This is a genomic window from Parafrankia sp. BMG5.11 (assembly GCF_004337455.1).
In genome coordinates, this window is the sequence record NZ_SJXI01000053.1 from 1 (window position 1) to 19,198 (window position 19,198).

Consider the following 19,198-nt stretch of genomic DNA (forward strand, 5'->3'; position numbering starts at 1 on the left):
TGGTGCCGGTACCGCGGTTGGTGGGCCGACTGTGGGTGGTACGACCGTGGCCGATGGCGGCGGTACGGCGGTTGGCGGGCCGACTGTGGGTGGTACGACCGTCGCCGGCTGAAAATCGCGTGGATGATTGAGACCGCGCTGACCAACGGCCCTCCCTTCGCCTCTGCCGGCGTCAAGCAGGCAGCGGGCGGGGGGAGGGCCCGTCGGCGTGAGGCGGGCTCGGCATCAGCCGTCGGGTGCCCCTGATAGACGCCGCGCGCCGACGATTCTCGCGGCCAACGTCGATCTTCTGGGGACTGGTGAAGAAGTCGAACTGAAAACCGATCCTTGTCAGGGTTGCCGCGCAGCTAAACATGCGACCGTACGTCAAGGGAAACCCGGGGGGTCGGCGTGCGGAACTATAGATACCTGGCTGCGAATGAGCAGACAATTGTTCAGATTCGACTGCACTGGGTGGTAATTGCCCGGTTGGTTCTCGGCACGGCGGCCATCCTCGTCGGTGTCCTGGCCCTCTCCATCTACTCGAGGGCCCATGGCGCGGGTGCCGGTTTCCTGCTCACGCTGCTGTGGTGGGTCGCGCTGGCCGCGGTCGTACGACTGCTGTGGCGCCTGCTCGACTGGCACCGCACCAACCTGCTGATCACGAGCTCGCGGATGATCAAAGTGTCCGGGATCATCTCCTTGCGGGTCCAGAGCATCCCGCTGTCGAAGATCACGGATATCTCGTACACCCTGGATCCCAACGGCCGGGTGCTTGGCTACGGCAAGTTCGCGATGGAGACCGAAGGGGACCACGCGAGCGAGCTGGAGAAAATCGATCACGTTCCCCGGCCCGACCGGTTCTACCTGCTGCTCTGCAACAGCATTTTCGGGGGTTCCCCCGAGCCGGCCGCGGGCGACTGACCGTCCGGCCATCGGCTCCTGTCGGCCCCGGGCCCGGGGTGGAATCGGCGGCAGGCGGCACGGAGCACGGCGTAGCCTCGCACGGTGTCCCTGATCCCGCCGTTTCGGCTGGTGGCAGCCCTGCCCGCGAACCCGGCCGTCGAGCGGCGCACCGCCGTGACGCCGGTGAGCCGCGCGCCGCGCCGGTGTGCGACGTCCGACCTGGTGTCTGGCGGCGGACGTCGATGACCGAACGCAAGCCCGACTTCGCGGACCTGCTGATGTTGGAGTCCGTGGACCGCGACATCTTCCGTGGTCTGTGCCATGACGGCGCACCGATGCGCGCGTTCGGCGGGCAGGTCGCGGCGCAGGCCCAGGTGGCCGCCGGCCGGACCGTCGAGCCCGACCGGCGGATGCATTCGCTGCACGGCTATTTCCTCCGCCCCGGCCGCACCGACGCACCAATCGTGTACCTCGTCGAGCGCATCCGGGACGGTCGGTCGTTCACCACCCGCCGCGTCAGCGCCGTGCAGGACGGGGAGACCATCTTCTCGATGTCCGCGTCGTTCCAGCGGCCACGCGACGCCGACGAGACGCACCAGCGAGAGGCCCCGGATGTGCCCGAACCCGAGACGTTGCGGCGGTGGTGGGGGCCGATCGACGAAGCCCCCGAATACCGACCGTTTCTCCTGATCGACATCCGCTCGACGACCGGTGTCCCCGGGAGGGCCGCGACCCCACCGATCGCCGCGGCGCCCGGCCCGGCCGACGGGATGCCGCGGCAGAACGTCTGGGTACGGGTCGACCAGGTGCTGCCGGACGATCCGCTGCTGCACGTCTGCGCGCTGACCTACCTGTCCGACCTGACCCTGGCCAGTACCGCGAACCTGCCCTATATGGCTCTTCCGGGGCGGCTCGACATCGTCTCCCTCGACCACGCGATGTGGTTCCACCGGCCGTTCCGAGCGGACGACTGGCTGCTGTTCGCGCAGGACAGCCCGAGCGCCGACAGCGGGAGAGGCCTCTCCCGGGGCATGTTCTTCACCCGGGACGGCCTGCTCGTCGCCTCCGCGATCCAGGAGGTCGGCCTGTTCCGCCGCTGAGGCCCGCCCGCCGCCGGTGGGCGCCGGGTCAGCGGACGACCTCGAACACCTGCTTCTGGACACCGTTCGGGTAGGCGTCGCATTCGACCAGTTTCAGCATGGTCTTGTCCTTGTCGGCCTCGCTGAACAGCCGCTTTCCCGCGCCGAGCAGCACCGGGAACACCAACAGGTGGTAACGGTCGACCAGCCCGGCGTCGGCGAGGCTCTTTCCCAGCGTCGCGCTGCCGTGCACCGCGATCGGGCCGCCCTCGGTCTCCTTCAGCTTCGCGACGTCGTCGACGGAACGCAGGATCGTCGCCGGCCACCGCGAGTCGTCCTCGGCGAGCGTGCTGGACACGACGTACCGCGGCATCGCGTTGTAGCCGGCGAAGTCGTCCATCGTCGGCCAGACCGGGGCGAAGGCCTCGTAGCTGGTCCGTCCCAGGAGCAGTGCCGTGGTCTCCTCCTGCTCCCGGCCCTTGATCTCGTAGGCGGCGGGGTCGAAGTCGATGTCCTTGAAGGTCCAGCCGGTGTTGCGGTACCCCGCCTCCCCGCCCGGCGCTTCCATGACTCCGTCGACGGACACGAAAGCGGTCACGATCAGTGTGCGCATCCTGAACTCTCCTCAGCCATGTCGTGGACGTCCCGCTCCGCCTCGCTCGCGGCCGTGCCGTCCACCCCGGTGTGTGCTCTGGTTGGACCGACCCAGCGCACGGAACTCATCGGTGCCGAGCCACAGCATGACGACGGGCGCCCGGGACAACTCCGTCCCGTGGCCGTGGCGGGCGGACCCAGGTTCCCGCAGCCCGCTTTGGACGGAGCCGCACCCGCAACCTCGCCTTCGCTCCCGGAACGCGCCAGACCGGGGCCTACCCCCTACCGTCAGCGGCCGGTCTGGTGCTGTTGCTCGAGGTAGAACTTCGCGGCCGCGCGGACGGCATCCGGTGTCGGGGACGGATCCCAGCCGAGTTCCCGGGTGGCCTTACTGTGGTCGAGCGGCGGCATGAAGTGCATGAGCCGGGTGCTGACGCTGTTCATCACGACGTCGCGGCGCAGCACACGCCCCGCCACGTCACCGAGGCGGCCTACAGCCTTCATCACGGTGAGCGGGATCCCGAAGCGCGGCGGTTTCGCCCCACCGGCCTCGGCCGCCGTCGTGACCAGTTCCTTCCAGGTCATGTAACGCTCGCTGATGATGTACCGCTCGCCGACGCGGCCCTTCTCCGCGGCCAGCAGGAACGCGCGGGCGGCGTCGGAGATGCCGACGACCTCCATCGCCGCATTGCCGAAGTAGAACGGCAGCCTGCCCTTCGCGGCGTCGGACACCATGCGGCCGTGCGGGGAGCCGTGGTCGGGCGCTCCGTAGGTCGTCGACACGCACATGACGATCCCCGGCAGCCCGTGCTCACGGCAGTAGCGCAGGACGAGGTTCTCGGCGGCGACGCGCGCCTGGATGTACGGCCCACCCAGGTGCTCCCAGGTGTGCGGAACGCTCTCGTCGGCCGGGCGGCCGTCCGGCGAGAGGCCGATCGTGCCGACGGTGCTGCAGAACACGAAGCGCCGCACCTGGGCTTCGAGCGCCGCGTCCAGTGCGTGCCGCAGGCCGTCGACGTTCGTCGCGAACAGCGGCGCCGGATCGCGCAACCAGGCCCGGGTGTCGACGACGCAGTAGTACACGGTGTCGACGCCGTGCATCGCCTCGCGGATCGCCGCGTCGTCGACCAGCTCGCCATAGCAACGTTGCACCGGTAAGTCGTCGAAAGCCCGCGTGGAGCTGGATCGGCGAATCCACACGCGGACGTCGTCGCCGCGCTCCGCGAGCTGCCGTGTGACGTGCGAACCGAGGAAACCGCTCGCTCCCATGACCAGGTGTGTGCCGACCATGAAATGACCACCCTTCCGCATTCCTCGGGCCCATTTCCCCTGCGCCCATTGCCTTCCCTGGGCCCATTGTCGCCGCGGCGCGCTACCGGCGCGCCTGTTGCAGCAGCGGGAGCGCTTCGGTGAGGGCACCGACCTCCGCGATCGAGGTCAGGTCGGCGGGGCGGGGCCGTCCTGACCGGTTGACCCAGATGGTGGGGATGCCCAGCGTGTGGGCGCCGGCGACGTCGGAGGTCAGCGAGTCGCCGATGTGGAGCACGGCGTCGGGGGGCAGCCCGAGCAGCCGCGTCGGGCTGCGTGAATCCGGCGCGGCTGTGTCTCGGTCGACGAGCGCGTCAGGCCGGCCTGTGGCCGATGCCGACCCGGATCACGGTGGATTCGGGCTCGTTCGCCCGCCACTGCGTCGCGAGGACGACGCCGGGGTCGAGGAGCTCCCAGCCGTCGAAGAACCGGGTGATCTGATCCGCTGTCCGCGCGTGGAAACTGCCGGTGGACGCCTCCCGCATCAGGGCGTACGCCGCCGCCAGATCCTCGGCCGGTACGTCGCCGGACGGTGCGTCGGTCGCGGGGATCGGATGGGTGAGGACGAAGTAGCTGCCGGGGGGCATCGCATCCGTCAGGGTGCGCACGATGGCGTACGGATCGTCCTCGTCGGGAATGCAGTGCATGACCGCGATGAGCATCAGGGCGATCGGCTGGGTGAAGTCGAGGGTCTCGGCGGCCTTGGCGAGGATCTCGGCCGGCTGGCGGACATCGCCGTGCACGTAGGCCGTGCGGCCCTCGGGGCTGCTGGTGAGCAGCGCTCGGGCGTGCGCGAGCACGATCGGGTCGTTGTCGGCGTAGACGATCCGGGAGTCCGGAGCGGCGCGCTGGGCCACCTCGTGGGTGTTGTCGGCCGCGGGCAGGCCCGTGCCGATGTCGAGGAACTGGCGGATGCCGTGCTCGGTGGCGAGCAGGTTCACGGCGCGGCGCAGGAAAGAGCGGTTTGCGCGGACGCTCTCGGTGACCGTGGGCATCGCGGCCATGACCGCCTCCGCCAGTTTCCGGTCGGCCGCGAAGTTGTTCTTCCCGCCGAGCCAGTGGTCGTAGACCCGGGCGATGTGGGCGACGTCGGTGCGCAGGTCGACCGGCTCACCCTTGAAGCCCTGGACCGTGCCGCTGGTCGTGACCGACTTGAAGTCCCACGACCTGTCTCCGGGGAAGCCGCTCTCGGCCAATTACTCTCGGTCCTTCCAACATCCGTCGGGGCATCGCGCTGGACACCGCTGATCGGTACTCCGGGCGGGGACGGTGGCGTCAGATAGCCGAATACTACGCATTCGAGACGAACTGTGGCGCATCGTGGCATCCGGTGGCTCGGGTCACCGCAAACGCCCAGCTCAGAGGCTCGCGCACCCGCTTCGAGCCCACGGCGCCGGGGCCAGGGTCCTGTAGCGGGGAGCATATCGGGAACTTGGAGTGGTGTCCTGGTTACTTTCTGGTTTTCTTGACTGGTTCCAGAAAATGGGTGACCATGTGGTGGTGGCCACGGCGGAGGAGTTTCAGCGGATGTTGCGCGGGGCCGAGCTGCGCGTCACCCGTCCGCGGGTGGCGGTGCTGACGGCGGTCTACGCGCATCCGCACGCGGACACCGACTCGATCGTCGGTTCCGTGCGCGAGGAGCTTCCTGAGGTGTCCCACCAGGCGGTGTACGACTCGCTGCGGGCTCTCACGACGGCCGGCCTGATCCGGCGTATCCAGCCGGCCGGCTCGGTGGCCCGTTACGAGTCGCGGGTGGGGGACAACCACCATCACGTCGTGTGCCGGTCCTGTCGTGCCATCGCCGATGTCGACTGCGCGGTCGGCTCGGCGCCCTGCCTGGCCGCGTCCGACGACCGCGGCTTCTCGATAGACGAGGCCGAGGTCTTCTACTGGGGCCGGTGCCCCGACTGCTCCCCACCGGCGACGCCTGACCGCCCCCGAGTCGCCCCTGACCGCACCTGACTCCTTCCGATCTGTCCCTACCCGCTCCCGATCCGTCCCCGATCCGTCCAGACCGTTCCTGATCCGTCCCTGTCCGCTTTCGATCCGCTGCTGATCCGCCAACGACGGAGGATCCTGTGTCCGAGAATCACGAGACAGTTGTTTCCGAACTGAACGAGGAAAGCGGTGGCGGCTGCCCGGTCGCGCATGAGCGGGCCCCGCATCCCACCCAGGGCGGCGGGAACCGCGGTTGGTGGCCGAACCGGCTCAACCTGAAGATCCTCGCCAAGAATCCCGCGGTGGCCAATCCGCTCGGTGAGGAGTTCGACTACGCCGCGGCGTTCCGGACGCTCGACCTCCCCGCCGTCAAGCGGGACATCGCGCAGGTGCTGACGACGTCGCAGGACTGGTGGCCGGCCGACTACGGTCACTACGGCCCGTTCATGATCAGGATGGCGTGGCACAGCGCGGGTACCTACCGCATCAGCGACGGCCGTGGTGGTGGCGGCGCCGGGCAGCAGCGTTTCGCGCCGCTCAACAGCTGGCCGGACAACGGGAACCTGGACAAGGCGCGCCGCCTGCTGTGGCCGGTGAAGAAGAAGTACGGCCAGGCGCTCTCCTGGGCAGACCTGATGATTCTCGCCGGCAACGTCGCCCTGGAATCGATGGGTTTCACGACCTTCGGCTTCGCCGGTGGCCGCGAGGACGTCTGGGAGCCGGACGAGGACGTCTACTGGGGTCCGGAGACCACCTGGCTCGGCGACGAGCGCTACACCGGTGACCGGGAGCTCGAGAATCCGCTCGGGGCGGTCCAGATGGGCCTCATCTACGTCAACCCGGAGGGCCCGAACGGCACCCCGGACCCGCTGGCCGCGGCCCGTGACATCCGCGAGACGTTCCGCCGCATGGCGATGGACGACGAGGAGACGGTGGCGCTCATCGCCGGCGGCCACACGTTCGGCAAGACCCACGGCGCGGGCGACCCGGACAGCGTCGGCCCGGAGCCCGAAGGTGCCCCCCTCGAGGCGCAGGGCCTCGGCTGGAAGAACGCCTTCGGCACCGGCAAGGGCGCGGACGCGATCACCAGCGGGCTCGAGGGAGCCTGGACTCCCACCCCGGTGAGCTGGGACAACAGCTTCTTCGAGACGCTTTTCGGCTACGACTGGGCGCTGACGAAGAGCCCGGCCGGGGCCTACCAGTGGAAGCCGAAGGACGGCGCCGGCACCGGCACCGTCCCCGATGCCCACGACGCGGCGAAGAGCCACGCCCCGACGATGCTGACGACCGACCTCGCCCTGCGGTTCGACCCGGTGTACGAGTCGATCTCCCGGCGGTTCCTGGAGCACCCGGACGAGCTCGCGGACGCGTTCGCCCGGGCGTGGTTCAAGCTGACCCACCGCGACATGGGACCGGTCGCGCGCTACCTCGGCCCGGAGGTCCCGGCCGAGACGCTGCTGTGGCAGGACCCGGTGCCGGCGGTGGACCACGAGCTCGTCGACGCCGCGGACGTCGCCGCGCTGAAGGCCCGGGTCCTCGCGTCGGGCCTGTCGGTCTCCCAGCTGGTCGCGACCGCGTGGGCGTCGGCCTCGACGTTCCGTGGCGGTGACAAGCGCGGCGGTGCCAACGGCGCGCGCATCCGCCTTGAGCCGCAGCGCGGCTGGGAGGTCAACGAGCCGGACCGGCTGGCGGCGGTGCTGGGGACGCTGACCGGCATCCAGGAGGAGTTCAACGCCGCCCGGACCGACGGCAGGCGGGTCTCGCTCGCCGACCTGATCGTGCTCGCCGGTGGTGCCGCCGTCGAGCAGGCCGCCCGCGGCGCCGGGTTCGACGTCGAGGTCCCGTTCACGCCGGGCCGGACCGACGCGTCTCAGGAGCTGACCGACGTCGAGTCGTTCGCGGCGCTCGAACCGGCCGCCGACGGGTTCCGTAACTACCTCGGGAAGGGCCAGCGCCTGCCGGCCGAGTACCTGCTGCTCGACCGGGCGAACCTGCTGACCCTGAGCGCCCCCGAGCTGACGGTCCTCGTCGGTGGCCTGCGGGTGCTGGGGGCGAACTTCCGGCAGTCACCGCTGGGGGTCCTCACCGCGACGCCCGGGGTGCTGACCAACGACTTCTTCGCCAACCTGCTCGACCTGGGCACGACGTGGCGCCCGAGCGGCGAGGACGACAACGTCTTCGAGGGCCGCGACGCCGCCACGGGCGAGCTGACCTGGACCGGCAGCCGCGTCGACCTCGTCTTCGGCTCGAACTCCGAGCTGCGTGCGCTCGCGGAGGTGTACGCGAGCGACGACGCGCGGGAGAAGTTCGTACGCGACTTCGTCGCGGCCTGGGTCAAGGTGATGAACCTCGACCGCTACGACCTCGCCTGATCCCACCGCCTGGGTGGCCCCGCCGGGCCACCCAGGCGGCCGTCGAGGCGAGAAGCAACCGATGGTTGCTGGATGTCGCCCTGCCGGGTAACCTGACGAGCAACCAAACGTTGCAGGAGGATGTCATGGAACTCGGCACAATCGAGCGGGAGATCTACGTCGAGGCGGCGCCCGAGATCGTCTTCGAGGTGGTGAGCAGCCCCGATCACCTCAGGCAGTGGTGGCCGGACGACGCCCGCTACGAGCCGACGCCCGGCTCGACGGGGCAGATCGTCTTCGGTGACTGCAACGCCGGCGGGACGGCGGTGGCGTTCACCGTCGTCGACGCCCGACCGCCGCGGACGTTCTCGTTCCGCTGGACGCACCCGGCCAGCGAGGCCGCGGTGGAGGGCAACTCGCTTCTGGTCACCTTCGAGCTGACCCCGTCGGGCGCCGGGACGGTGCTCCGGATGACCGAGACCGGTTTCCGCGAGATGGGCTGGGAGGTCGCCGTCCTCGAGCAGCAGTACCAGGAGCACGTCACCGGCTGGGACTTCTACCTGCCGCGGCTCGCGCCGTACGTCGCGACGCTTCAGCTGCGGCCATGAGAACCGCCGTGGCCGAGAACGTCGACGACGACCTCTGGTCCGCGATCGGGGACCCGACCCGGCGCCGGATGCTCGACCTGCTGCTCAGCGAGGGCCACGGCACCGCGACCACGCTGAGCCAGCGGCTGCCGGTCACCCGCCAGGCGGTGGCCAAGCACCTCGTCGTCCTCGACCGGGTCGGCCTCGTCCACGCGACCCCGGCAGGCCGGGAGAAGCAGTATCGGGTGGACGGCGCCCAGCTCGCCCGCGCGGTGGCCCAGCTGTCGTCCGTCGGGTCGGCGTGGGACGCCCGACTACAGCGGATCAGGCACATCGCCGAGTCGATCCAGCGCACCCAACGCGCCGTCGTCTTCGAGGATCATGAGGACGGCCCTGCTCACCAGGCAGGGGACATGCTCCGTCCGGGCCATGCCAGGGAGGAGAACGAGCACCGGTAGCCCGCGGCGGCCGTGAAAGCGGCCGCTCGGGTGCGCCTGATACGCACAATGCAACCATGGGTGTGCTGGAAGTGGTGGCGCCGAGTCTGACTGAGGTCGTCCGCGGCAACGCGCGGTGGATGATGTGGAACACCCTGCTGGCCTGGGCTCCGGTCGTCCTGGCCTGCGGACTGTTCCTGGGTGGCGCCGACCGGCATCCGCCGCGTTCGCCCCTGTGGTGGGCCGGGCTCGTGCTGTTCGCGCTGTTCCTGCCCAACGCCCCGTACGTTGTGACCGACCTCGTCCATCTACGGGACGATGTGTTGGTGGCGGGCGGCGACGGTCCCGTGGTGACCGCGGTGCTGCCTGTCTACGCGGTGTTCATCGGGTCGGGTTTCCTCGCCTATTACCTGTCACTGGCCGGCCTGCGCCGGTATCTCGGCCGCGTAGGCCGGGCGGAGTGGCAAGGCCGGGTCACCGTGGCGGCACACGCCCTGTGCGCCGTCGGGATCTTCCTGGGGCGGTGGGCCCGGCTGAACAGCTGGGAACCGGTCGTCGACCCGCACGGCACGTTCGAGCGGATCGTCCTCCAGTTGTCCTGGAGCTGGGCGCCGATCCTGATCCTGGCCACCTTTCTGGTGGTCTGGATCGGCCATTTCGTGACGAGGGCGGTGGCCGGAGCCGCCTGGGACGCCGCCCTGCGCGGAGCCCGCCTGCTGCGCGTCCTGTGACCTGTCGGCTGGCGAGACGACGACGCCCGGGCCGGGTGAATCCGGCTCGGGCGTCGTCGATTGTCAGGAGGCGGACCGCCGCGTCGCGCAGGGGGAGGCGGCCGTGTATCACGCGTACAGCATTATCCCGATCACGAGACCGATCACCGTCCCGGCGATCGCCACGATTGTCGCCGCCTTCCCCCGGCTGCTTCGCCTGCTCCAGGCCACCGCGCCGCAGACGATGCCGGCCACTCCGGCGACCGGGAACAGCACACCGACCGCGCCCAGGACGAATCCCAGGATCCACAGCGTGCGGACACCAGAGGTTTCACCAGCCGGGCCGGGGCCGTGCGGGTACGGCGGGCGGCCGAACTGCGCCTGCGTCTGTCCGTTTTCCGGATACGGCAGATAACCGCTCTGGTCAGCCGATGGCTGCGGGTACGCACCCTGCGGGGCAGCCTGGCCAGTGGCATTGTGCCCGGCCCGCGGCGTGGGGTTCCGACCGGCCTCCGGCATTGGCGGCGCGTAGGGGCTGTCGCCTGTGACCTGGGGATTCCCGGTGTTGTGGACCGTTGTCGGCCTCGTCATCACGACTCCGTTCTCTCCACGGTTTCTGCTGGCGTCGGGCCGGTGCGGCCGGACCTGAAACAGCTCCTACCCGGTTTACCGCCGGACTCACCCACGACATCGCATTCGGAAGGACACCGCCGAGAGCAGCCGGATCTCCCTGGGTGCGCTGCGGGTGCGGGCGGAGCGCGACGGTCGGATGTCGTCACGCCTGCCGCATGGCCCGCGGCCCTGGCGTGGACGACCCGGCATGCCGTGATCGTGCCGCTCGGCCACGTTCGGCGCAGGGCCTGTTCTGACACCATGAGGGCCGGTGTTCCCGCCGCAGCCTGGCACCCTTCGAGAAGGAGGCGACCGAATGGTCAACCCGTCGCGCCCCGTACGTGTCGTTCAGTGGTGCACCGGTCGTATCGGCCAGATCTCCATTCGTCATTTCGCGGCCAACTCCGCGTTCGAGCTGGTCGGTGTCTACACGACTTCCGCGGCAAAGGACGGTGCGGACGCGGGCGATCTCGCCGGGATCGCCCCGCTCGGCGTCACAGCGACCACGGACAAGGGGAAGCTCCTCGCCATCGACGCCGACTGCGTGCACTACGCGCCGTTACGGCCCGACCTTGACGACCTCGAGGCCCTCCTGCGTTCCGGGAAGAACGTCGTCACACCGCTGGGCTTCACGTTCCCGCGGCCGGACGACGAGCAGACGATCCGGCTACAGGCGGCCTGCCGGGCGGGCGGGACCAGCTTCCACGCCGGTGGCATCCACCCGGGTTTCGTCGGTGACATCTTCGCGCTCGTCGGTTCCCGGCTGCACAGCCGCCTCGACCAGGTGGTCGTGACCGAGGTGGTCGACTTCAGCGGCGCGCCGGCGAGCGAGATGCTCACAGCCTTCGGGTTCGGGCGGGACCCGGACGAGGCCCATCGGACGCACCGGCTCGCCCTGGACGCGTACAGCCAGTCCATCGGCCTGCTGGCCGCAGGCCTCGGCCTTACGGTCGACCGGTACGAGTGTGGCCTCACGGTTGCCGTCAGCGACGAGGACCTCGTCGTCGCCTCGGGGGTCATCCCGACCGGCAAGGTGGCGGGAATGTGCCGGCGCTGGGAAGCGGTCGTCGACGGGCGTTCCGCGATCGTCTTCCAATCGAAGTGGAAGATGGCGGACGATCTCACTCCGGAGATCGTGAACGGCGCGAGTCGGTACATCGTCGAGTTCTTCGGCGAGCCGGCCACCACGTTCACGATCGAAGCGAATCCGTCCGGCGGCTCGGCCCATCCCGGCCAGACCTGGACCGCGATGTCAGTCGTCAACATGATCCACGACGTCGTCGCGGCCCCACCCGGCATTCAGACGCACCTTGACCTTCCGCTGGGAAGATCGCGCGGCCTGTTCCACTGACAGCTGCCCACCCTGGCGACGAGCCCCGTTCCGGGGCCGTCGCCAGGCGACGGGGGCGTGTCCGGCATCCGGTCAGGCCGACCGGATGCCGAACACGGCACACGACGATCAGACCGTGAACATCAGTGCACGACGACGGGGGTTCCGTCGCTGCTGTCGCCGCGCCGGACCAGGAGGGCCAGCCCCGCCGCGACGAGCGTCGCGATGCCGGCGACGACGAGGGAGACGTGCAGGCCGGTCATGAAGGCCGCGTGGCTGCCCGCGGTCACGGCGGCCTGGACGGATTCCGACGCGCCGGTCACCTGGGGCGCTACTCCCTGGCTGATGAGCTGCTCCGAGTCGGTCAGCCGGTTCGCGACCTCGGCGGGGGTGCCGGCGCCGGTCAGCCTGTCGACCATGACCGATGCCACGCGGCTGCTGAGCACCGAGCCCAGGACGGCCGTCCCGACGACCCCGCCGAGCTGCAACGCCGTGGTCTGCAGGCCACCGGCGACCCCGGCGTCGTCGACCGGGGCGTTGCCGACGATCGCCTCCGCGCTGGCCGTGATGACCAGGCCCATCCCGATGCCGAGCATCAGCAGCGACGGCCACAGCGCGTTGAAGCTGGAGCCGGGCTCGAGCCCGGTCAACAGGAGCAGCGCCGTCCCGGACAGCACCAGGCCGATCACCATCGGCGGGCGGGGGCCGAACCGCTCGGTGGCGCTGCCTGCGATCGGTGACATGATCATCATCGCCAGGGTTAGCGGCAGAATGCGGACACCGGTCTCGATCGGCGAGGTGTCCTGGACGTTCTGCAGGAACAGCGTGACGAAGAACAGCACACCGAACAGCGCGAAGAAGTTGATGACGAGAACAGCGCTGCCCACCGAGATCGACCGGTTGCCGAAGAGCCGCATCGGCAGCAGGGGAGCGGCCACCCGGGTCTCGATCACCGTGAACAGCACCAGCACGGCCAGCCCGGCGAAGACGCAGGCGAGCGTCTTCGGGTCTGTCCAGCCCCAGGTTGACGCCTTGATCAGGCCGAACACGAGGCCGACCAGGCCGCCGGACAGGGTGATGATGCCGGGGATGTCGTGGCGCTGCCCGGTGCTCTCGCTGCGGGACTCACGCAGCACCGCCAGGCCCACGGCCAGCGCGATCGCGCCCATCGGCACGTTGATGTAGAAGACCGACTCCCAGCTCACGTGCTCGACCAGCAGGCCGCCGATGATCGGTCCGCCGGCGATCGAGATGGACGACGCGCCGCTCCAGATGCCGATCGCCCGGTTCAGCTCCTTGGGCGGGAACGCGCCGCGCAGGATGGCCAGCGTGTTCGGCATCAGCATGGCTCCGAACACGCCCTGGAGCGCCCGAAGCGCGATGATCCCGACGATGTTGCCGACCAGGCCGATGGCCAGTGAGGTGAGCCCGAACCCGACCACGCCGATCAGGAAGATCAGCTTGCGGCCGTACCGGTCGCCGAGCTTGCCGCCGAAGACCAGCAGGGCGGCCAGGGCGAGGAGATAGGAGTTCGTGATCCACTGCAGGTCGGTCAGTGAGGCGCCGAGATCCTCGGCGATGCGCGGGTTCGCGATCGAGACGACCGTCCCGTCCAGGCCGACCATGATCACACCGAGGGCGACGCTCGTCAGCGTCCACCAGGGATTACCCCGCCGGCCGCCGGTGCCCTCCGCTGGCGCGGACCGCGTCCGCTGATCGTCGGCGATGACGGGCTGTGACATTGCGGAAATCCTTTCGCCGGACAAGCGGGCGGTCGTGACGATTGGTATAAACGGAGGAGATCTTCCGGATAACCTTAGCAGGTTAAGTGGAGAGATACCTCCGTATATAAAGGTAGGCTCGTCACATGGACAGTGCGCGACGCGGCGGAAACCGTGTGGCGACGGCTGGGCGAGCCGGGAAGGTAGTCCCCGCACTGCGGGTCGACGCGGAGCGTAACCGCGAACGCATTCTGCAGGCTGCCGAAGAAGTCTTCGCGGAACGCGGTATCGACGTCGGTCTGGAGGAGATCGCCCGCCGGGCCGGGGTCGGGATCGCCACGCTCTACCGCCGCTTCCCGACCCGCGCCGACCTGCTCGAGGCGAGCTTCGAAGGAAAGATCCGCGAGTACCTGGTGGCCGTGGGCCGGGCGCTGGAAAGCCCGAGCGCGTGGGCGGGTTTCCGGCAGCTCGTCGAGTACCTGTGCGGCGCTCAGGCGTCCAACGCGGGCCTGCGCGATCTGATCACCCTGCGGTTCCCGTCGTCCAGCGTGGTCGAGGAACTCAAGGCGCAGGCACACGCCGGCCTGGAGGAGCTCATCGCGCGGGCCCAGCGGGAGGGCTCGCTACGGCCCGATTTCGTCGCCGCCGACATCGGCATCCTGCTGCTCGCGAACGCCGGCCTGGTCACCGCGACCCATGACGCGGCGCCCGACGCGTGGCGCCGCTTCACCGCCTACCTGCTCGACGCCTTCCGTGCCGAGGGCACGGCGCGAACCGATCCCGTACCGGTTGCACCCACCCCGGATCAGATCGAGCGCTCCGTGCAGAGCATGGCCACGACCGTCCGGCGCGGCTAGGAGGCCCGGCCCGGCCCGGAGCCCTGTCCTGCCCTGCCCGGCGTGGGCGCGGCTCGGGCGCAGGACGGCTCGAGGGCGGCCTGGGCGGGCGCGGCGCTCGGGTCAGGCCGCCTGGCGCCAGGCTTCGGCCAGCGCGGCGAAGCTGCCCTGGCGGCGGGCCCGGTCCAGGCTCGGCGTGACGATGACGATCTCGTCGACCTGGGCCTGCTGCTTCATCTCCAGCAGCCGCTCGGCCACGGCCTTCGGCTCGCCGGTCACCATCCGGCCGTCGTCGGGGCGTCGGGCGGCCCGGAACCGCTCCGAACGGGCATAGTCGCGGATGTCCTCCGGCCGCAGCGGCTCGCGCACCCCGCGGCTGATGTTCTGGATGGTGAGGGTCCAGGCCGCCTCGAAGTCGAGCGTGGCCTCCTCGTCCTCACTGGCGAAGGCGAGCACGGACATCGCGGAGTACGGCTGCGTGCCCTCGGCCCGCGGGGTGAACTCGCGCCGGTAGGCCCGCAGCGCGTCGAACGCCAGCTCAGGGCTCATGTGGTGGGCGAACACCGCGCTCATGCCATTGACGGCGGCGAACCGGGGGCCATACGGGCTCGAACCCAGGACGAACATCTCCGGGCGCTCGTCGATCACCGGCGCTGCCACCAGCTGCGCGTAGGGATGACCGGCCGGGAAACCGTCACCGAGGAACGCGAGGAGCTCGCCGACCTGCCCGGGGAACTCCGCGCCCGCGTCGGCGGACGCCCCGCGGCGCAGTACGTGCGCGGTCAGCGGGTCGGTTCCCGGCGCCCGGCCGAGCGCGAGATCGACCCGCCCCGGGTACATCGCGAGCAGTGTCCGGAACGTCTCGGCGACCTTCATCGGCGCGTGGTTGGGCAGCATGATCCCGGCCGCGCCGACCCTGATCCGGGACGTCTGCGCCCCGACGTGCGCGGTCAGCAGCTCGGGGGAGCTGCACGCCAGGCTGGTCATGTTGTGATGTTCGGAGACCCAGTACCGCCGGTACCCGGCCGTCTCGGCGGTCCGGGCGACGGCCACCGCCCCGGCGATCGCCGCGCTCGGACTCTCGCCGTGCTCGATCCCCACGAAGTCGAGCACCGCCAGCGGAAGCGAACCCTCAACGACATCCACCTCAGGGTCAATGTCCCCGCCGTCCACGGGCATTCCCTCGTCAGTCGCGAACGTCGTCAGTCGCGGATGTCGTCAGTCACGAACGCGCCGTCCGCAGGTCCGCCTCCGCGACGAATGATCCCGGCCCGGCCCGGCCGAGTTGACAGGGGCGTGGGCCTGACGGGTCATGGATGGCTGGAGACGGCAGGCGCGGTCGTCGTTGAACTGGCTGGCCGGGCGGCGGGGCGGGCACACGATGAACCGGGTGGTGGGTGTGGCATGAAGGCGGCCGGGGGTAGCCGGACAGCCGTGCTGGTCTGCCAGGGCCGGGCGGTCGCGGACGGGCGGATCGCTCCCGGCCGGTTCACCGACCCGGTCGCGGTCTCGCTCCTGCGGGCCGACGAGCGGCGCACGGTCGAGCAGGTGCGGGCCGGCACACCACCCTCCGGCTGGCTCGAACGTGTCGACTACGAGTCGGTGCGGGCCTGCGCGGAGATCGTCGTCCCGCGCACGATCGCGATCGACGACGCGGTGCGCGAGCGGACCTCCCCGCAGGTCGTGCTCCTCGGCGCCGGCCTGGACGACCGGGCGTGGCGCATGCCGGAACTCGCCGACCGCGTCGTCTTCGAGGTCGACCACCCGGACTCCGCGCGCGACAAGCGTCAGCGGCTCGCCGGGCTGCCGGCGCCGACGCGGCCGGTGCGGCCCGGGGAGCCCGGGGAGCGCGTGCGGTTCGTCTCCGTCGACCTCACCCGCGACCGGCTCGAAGGCGCCCTGGCCGCCGCCGGCCACCGGGCCGACGCGCCCACGACCTGGATCTGGGAGGGTGTCGTCCCGTATCTCACCCGCCCGGAGGCCGCCCGGACCGTGGCCGCCGTCGCGACCCTCTCGGCCCCGGGCAGCCGGCTGATCGTCAACTATCAGGCCCCGCAGGCCGCGATCGCGATCGGGCAGCTGATCGCCCGCTCGATGGACGTCCTGGCCCGCCGCCGCGGGATCTGGGCGAACGAGCCCTGGCGGTCACGCTGGACGGCATCCGCGATGCGGGACCTGCTCGGCCGCAACGGCTTCACCGTGCGCAGCGACGATGACCTGCTCACCATCGCGACCAGGCTGACGACGCCCACGCCGCGTCGCGCCTCGCTGCGCAGCGGTCGGGTCGCCGTCGCCGACCGACCGGCCTGAGCGGACGTCCAGCCGGCGGGGCGGAATGTCAGGGGAGGCTCAGCTCGGTAGCCAGCCGGCACCGGGCGGGTGCTCCGGGCCGGGCCGGGCGTGAATGCCGGCCCACACACTGTCCCGCGCCCTTGTGATGGCGACGTACATCTGCCGGCGCTCCAGCTGGACGCGTTCACCGAACGCGTCGGCGGACTCGGACGGCCATTGCGGCCGCGGGAAGAGATTGCGATCGGGAATGCAGACGTGGGCGAAGTCGAGGCTTTTGGCGCGGAAGTACGTCCCGACCTTGACCGCCTCGCAGGTGGTTCCGTCGTAATTCATGAGGGAGACCGCAGGAATTCCCCGTTCGGTGAGCACCCGCAGCCATCGCCGCTCCGCGTCGTTCGTCGGCACGAGCACCGCCATGTCGCCGTAGCGCACGTTCCGGTGCTGCCTGAACTCGACGAGATGGTCGCAGAGCGCGGCGTCCTGCGCCGTCTCGCCGGACACGGTGACCTCGTGGATCTCGCCGCCGGGGCGCTCGACGTCGACCTCGCGGCGTCCCCGCTCCCGGACGCCGTCGAGATCCTCGAAGCTGTCGTCGGCGAGCACCGCCTGGGCGTAGCGCAGAATCCGCTCGCGGTTGCGGTAGTTCCGCGCCAGCACGGTGGAGCGTCCGACGACGGCGACGCCGGCCTCGGCGAGGGTGAAACCGCCGGGATAGATGGACTGCTGGCCGTCGCCGACCACGAGCAGGCCGTCCGGCCGGTCGCCGACGAAGGCGTGCAGCATCTGCAGGCCGACACAGGTGAGGTCCTGCACCTCGTCGACGATCACCGCGTCGTACCGGGTGTCGGAGCTTTCCCGCACCAGGTCGCGGGCGCGCAGCAGGACATCGTCGCGGTCGAGGACGCCGCGCTCCACCCGGAGCTGCTCGTACCGCTCGTAGAGGTCCCACACCGCGCGGCGGTGGGTCGGCTGCAAGGGGGTGCTGCGCCCGACCCGAGCCAGCTTCGCGTACTGCGCGAACTCGGTCAGGCCCCGGCCCTTGATGACCGTCGCGATCTCGTCCTTCCAGTACCCCGTCACGAGGCCGAGCCCGGGCAGGGCCGAGTACTGCCCGACCTGACCCCACGCGCGCCAGAAGCAGGTGTCGGCGACGTCCTGCTGGTGCTGGTGCGCCAGGCCGTGCTCGCGCAGGCAGCGGGCGGCGACGGCGTGCACGGTGGCGAACTCGACCCGGTCGACATGGTCGGGGGCCATCCGGGCGAGCAGCGCGCGGTAGACCGGGCCGAGGGTACGCACCAGCGTGGTGAACAGCACCCGTTCCCCACGCGCGGCCAGGTATTTGGCGCGGTGCAGGGCGACGACCGTCTTGCCGGTGCCGGCCGCGCCGCGCACGCGGGCCGGCCCCGACCACTGCCGTCCGGCGAGGCGGGCCTGCTTCGGGTGCAGCCAGGTCATCCAGGTCTCGACGGGCTCGCGGTCCGCGGCGTCGCGGAGCTCGCGCCAGAGGTCCTCGCGGCTCATCAGCGCACCCTGACCCGCCTCGCCGTCCACTGAGGCCCTGGACGGTGCCGTGGCGATCGGCGCGACTGGCACGAGGGGCAGAAATGGCGTGACCGGCGTGACCGGCGCGGTTGGTGCGCCCATGGCCGCCGTGACCGCGCGGGGAGTCCCGGAGGCGGACGGCGTCGGCGGGCCCGGCATCGCCGCCTGCCGAGGTGCCTGCCGCGCGGCCTGGCGGCGGACGGGCCGGGCGGCCGGTGCAGGCGGGTCCGTGGCGCGGGGCATCGGCGGGCAGCCGTCCGCGAGACAGGTCAACAGCCGTTCGACCAGGTCCGGTGCCAGACGCGCGCCGCGGCGGGCCAGGTCGCGGGTCAGGTCGTGCGCGCCGAGAACCGTCACCCGGTCGACCTGTTCGCGCAGGTTGGACCGCCCGGCCATCACCAGCAGCGGCACCACCTCGGTCGGCGGCAGGCCCGCGTCCGCGAGGACGTCCTCGACCGCCACGGTCTGGTCCAGGAGCTTGCGGAGATCGTCGTCCGCGTCGGCGTCGCCGCGGCGCAGACGGCCGTTCTCGATCGCGAACTCCCGCCAGTTCTTCACGTCCAGCACGAAGACCCCGCCGGGCCCGACGACGATCACGTCGATGTTGGCCCGGCGGGTTCCCGGCCACTGCCGGTCCGGCAGCAGGTGCCAGCCGGCGTCGTACATCGAGACCAACGCGCGGGCGACGCTCTGCTCGGCCCGCCCACCGGCCTCCCACCGTCGGACCTCGCGCTCGAGCTGCGCCAGCGTGTCGTTGATGTGCCGGAGCTGCAGCTCGAAGCCGTCGATCACCTGCCGGAGCTCGACGGCTCTCCCGAGGGCTGACGGCGTCGGCAGCGCCGCGCTGGAGATCATGTCACTGTCTCCTCGCTTAGGGTCAATAAGCGGCCTCGGTAATCTTTGTTCGTTTGCCTTCGTTTGTCGATGACGGCGGCTTTCGAAGTCCGACAAGGCTTGGATGTCGCCGTAGGTGTCC

18 protein-coding genes are annotated in these 19,198 nt (G+C 70.5%); 10 read left to right on the forward strand and 8 right to left on the reverse strand.

Translation table 11 applies throughout. The annotated features are described in order from the left end of the window. Positions 1–390: 390 nt before the first annotated feature. Both E0504_RS31150 and E0504_RS31155 read left to right on the forward strand, forming a co-directional pair. Positions 391–903 carry a PH domain-containing protein gene (locus E0504_RS31150; protein ID WP_112104757.1) on the forward strand — a complete coding sequence of 171 codons (513 nt, stop codon included), beginning with the start codon at positions 391–393 and terminating at the stop codon, positions 901–903. 224 nt (positions 904–1,127) lie between these two features. Beyond that, a complete protein-coding gene (locus E0504_RS31155) occupies positions 1,128–1,985 on the forward strand; it encodes an acyl-CoA thioesterase II (protein WP_071064666.1) in 858 nt (285 codons plus the stop codon). Between the two features lie 28 nt (positions 1,986–2,013). On the opposite strand, the gene E0504_RS31160 is transcribed toward E0504_RS31155, so the two are convergent. The 4 genes from E0504_RS31160 to E0504_RS31175 all read right to left on the reverse strand — a co-directional run bounded on the left by E0504_RS31160 (position 2,014) and on the right by E0504_RS31175 (position 5,062). Continuing rightward, positions 2,014–2,577 (reverse strand): dihydrofolate reductase family protein, encoded by a 564-nt coding sequence (locus tag E0504_RS31160; RefSeq protein WP_112104756.1) that lies wholly within the window; start codon positions 2,575–2,577, stop codon positions 2,014–2,016. 269 nt (positions 2,578–2,846) lie between these two features. After that, positions 2,847–3,848: an NAD-dependent epimerase/dehydratase family protein gene (locus E0504_RS31165; RefSeq protein WP_112104755.1), complete on the reverse strand. Its 1,002-nt coding sequence runs from the start codon at positions 3,846–3,848 to the stop codon at positions 2,847–2,849. A gap of 82 nt (positions 3,849–3,930) precedes the next feature. Continuing rightward, positions 3,931–4,128: an HAD family hydrolase gene (locus E0504_RS31170; protein ID WP_306769282.1), complete on the reverse strand. Its 198-nt coding sequence runs from the start codon at positions 4,126–4,128 to the stop codon at positions 3,931–3,933. A 52-nt stretch (positions 4,129–4,180) separates the two neighbouring features. Then, the gene (locus E0504_RS31175; RefSeq protein WP_112104754.1) at positions 4,181–5,062 is read right to left on the reverse strand and encodes an SAM-dependent methyltransferase; all 882 of its coding nucleotides are present in this window, start codon (positions 5,060–5,062) and stop codon (positions 4,181–4,183) included. A gap of 286 nt (positions 5,063–5,348) precedes the next feature. On the opposite strand from E0504_RS31175, the gene E0504_RS31180 reads away from it, so the two are divergent. From E0504_RS31180 to E0504_RS31200, 5 genes are all read left to right on the forward strand, one after another. Beyond that, entirely contained in the window at positions 5,349–5,828 is a 480-nt protein-coding gene (locus E0504_RS31180; protein WP_112104753.1) for a Fur family transcriptional regulator, read from the forward strand. Between the two features lie 116 nt (positions 5,829–5,944). Further along, complete coding sequence (katG, locus tag E0504_RS31185; RefSeq protein ID WP_131626310.1) at positions 5,945–8,176, forward strand: catalase/peroxidase HPI; 2,232 nt, start codon at positions 5,945–5,947, stop codon at positions 8,174–8,176. Positions 8,177–8,301: 125 nt separating this feature from the next. Further along, a complete protein-coding gene (locus E0504_RS31190; protein WP_112104769.1) occupies positions 8,302–8,763 on the forward strand; it encodes an SRPBCC family protein in 462 nt (153 codons plus the stop codon). Next, complete coding sequence (locus tag E0504_RS31195; RefSeq protein WP_235013592.1) at positions 8,760–9,200, forward strand: helix-turn-helix domain-containing protein; 441 nt, start codon at positions 8,760–8,762, stop codon at positions 9,198–9,200. Before E0504_RS31190 ends, E0504_RS31195 begins: the two co-directional genes overlap by 4 nt. 56 nt (positions 9,201–9,256) lie before the next feature. Further along, the gene (locus E0504_RS31200; protein ID WP_112104751.1) at positions 9,257–9,910 is read left to right on the forward strand and encodes a DUF1361 domain-containing protein; all 654 of its coding nucleotides are present in this window, start codon (positions 9,257–9,259) and stop codon (positions 9,908–9,910) included. A gap of 108 nt (positions 9,911–10,018) precedes the next feature. On the opposite strand, the gene E0504_RS31205 is transcribed toward E0504_RS31200, so the two are convergent. Next, positions 10,019–10,480: a DUF308 domain-containing protein gene (locus tag E0504_RS31205; RefSeq protein ID WP_112104750.1), complete on the reverse strand. Its 462-nt coding sequence runs from the start codon at positions 10,478–10,480 to the stop codon at positions 10,019–10,021. A gap of 337 nt (positions 10,481–10,817) precedes the next feature. On the opposite strand from E0504_RS31205, the gene E0504_RS31210 reads away from it, so the two are divergent. Continuing rightward, the gene (locus E0504_RS31210) at positions 10,818–11,852 is read left to right on the forward strand and encodes a dihydrodipicolinate reductase (RefSeq protein WP_112104749.1); all 1,035 of its coding nucleotides are present in this window, start codon (positions 10,818–10,820) and stop codon (positions 11,850–11,852) included. A gap of 122 nt (positions 11,853–11,974) precedes the next feature. On the opposite strand, the gene E0504_RS31215 is transcribed toward E0504_RS31210, so the two are convergent. Next, positions 11,975–13,573: an MFS transporter gene (locus E0504_RS31215; RefSeq protein ID WP_112104748.1), complete on the reverse strand. Its 1,599-nt coding sequence runs from the start codon at positions 13,571–13,573 to the stop codon at positions 11,975–11,977. A gap of 155 nt (positions 13,574–13,728) precedes the next feature. On the opposite strand from E0504_RS31215, the gene E0504_RS31220 reads away from it, so the two are divergent. Beyond that, complete coding sequence (locus E0504_RS31220) at positions 13,729–14,409, forward strand: TetR/AcrR family transcriptional regulator (RefSeq protein ID WP_071064648.1); 681 nt, start codon at positions 13,729–13,731, stop codon at positions 14,407–14,409. Positions 14,410–14,511: 102 nt separating this feature from the next. On the opposite strand, the gene E0504_RS31225 is transcribed toward E0504_RS31220, so the two are convergent. After that, a complete protein-coding gene (locus E0504_RS31225) occupies positions 14,512–15,567 on the reverse strand; it encodes an LLM class flavin-dependent oxidoreductase (protein WP_131626311.1) in 1,056 nt (351 codons plus the stop codon). Between the two features lie 225 nt (positions 15,568–15,792). On the opposite strand from E0504_RS31225, the gene E0504_RS31230 reads away from it, so the two are divergent. Beyond that, complete coding sequence (locus E0504_RS31230) at positions 15,793–16,698, forward strand: class I SAM-dependent methyltransferase (RefSeq protein WP_131626312.1); 906 nt, start codon at positions 15,793–15,795, stop codon at positions 16,696–16,698. Positions 16,699–16,737: 39 nt separating this feature from the next. On the opposite strand, the gene E0504_RS31235 is transcribed toward E0504_RS31230, so the two are convergent. Further along, complete coding sequence (locus E0504_RS31235; RefSeq protein WP_131626313.1) at positions 16,738–19,077, reverse strand: nuclease-related domain-containing DEAD/DEAH box helicase; 2,340 nt, start codon at positions 19,075–19,077, stop codon at positions 16,738–16,740. Positions 19,078–19,198 lie beyond the last annotated feature (121 nt).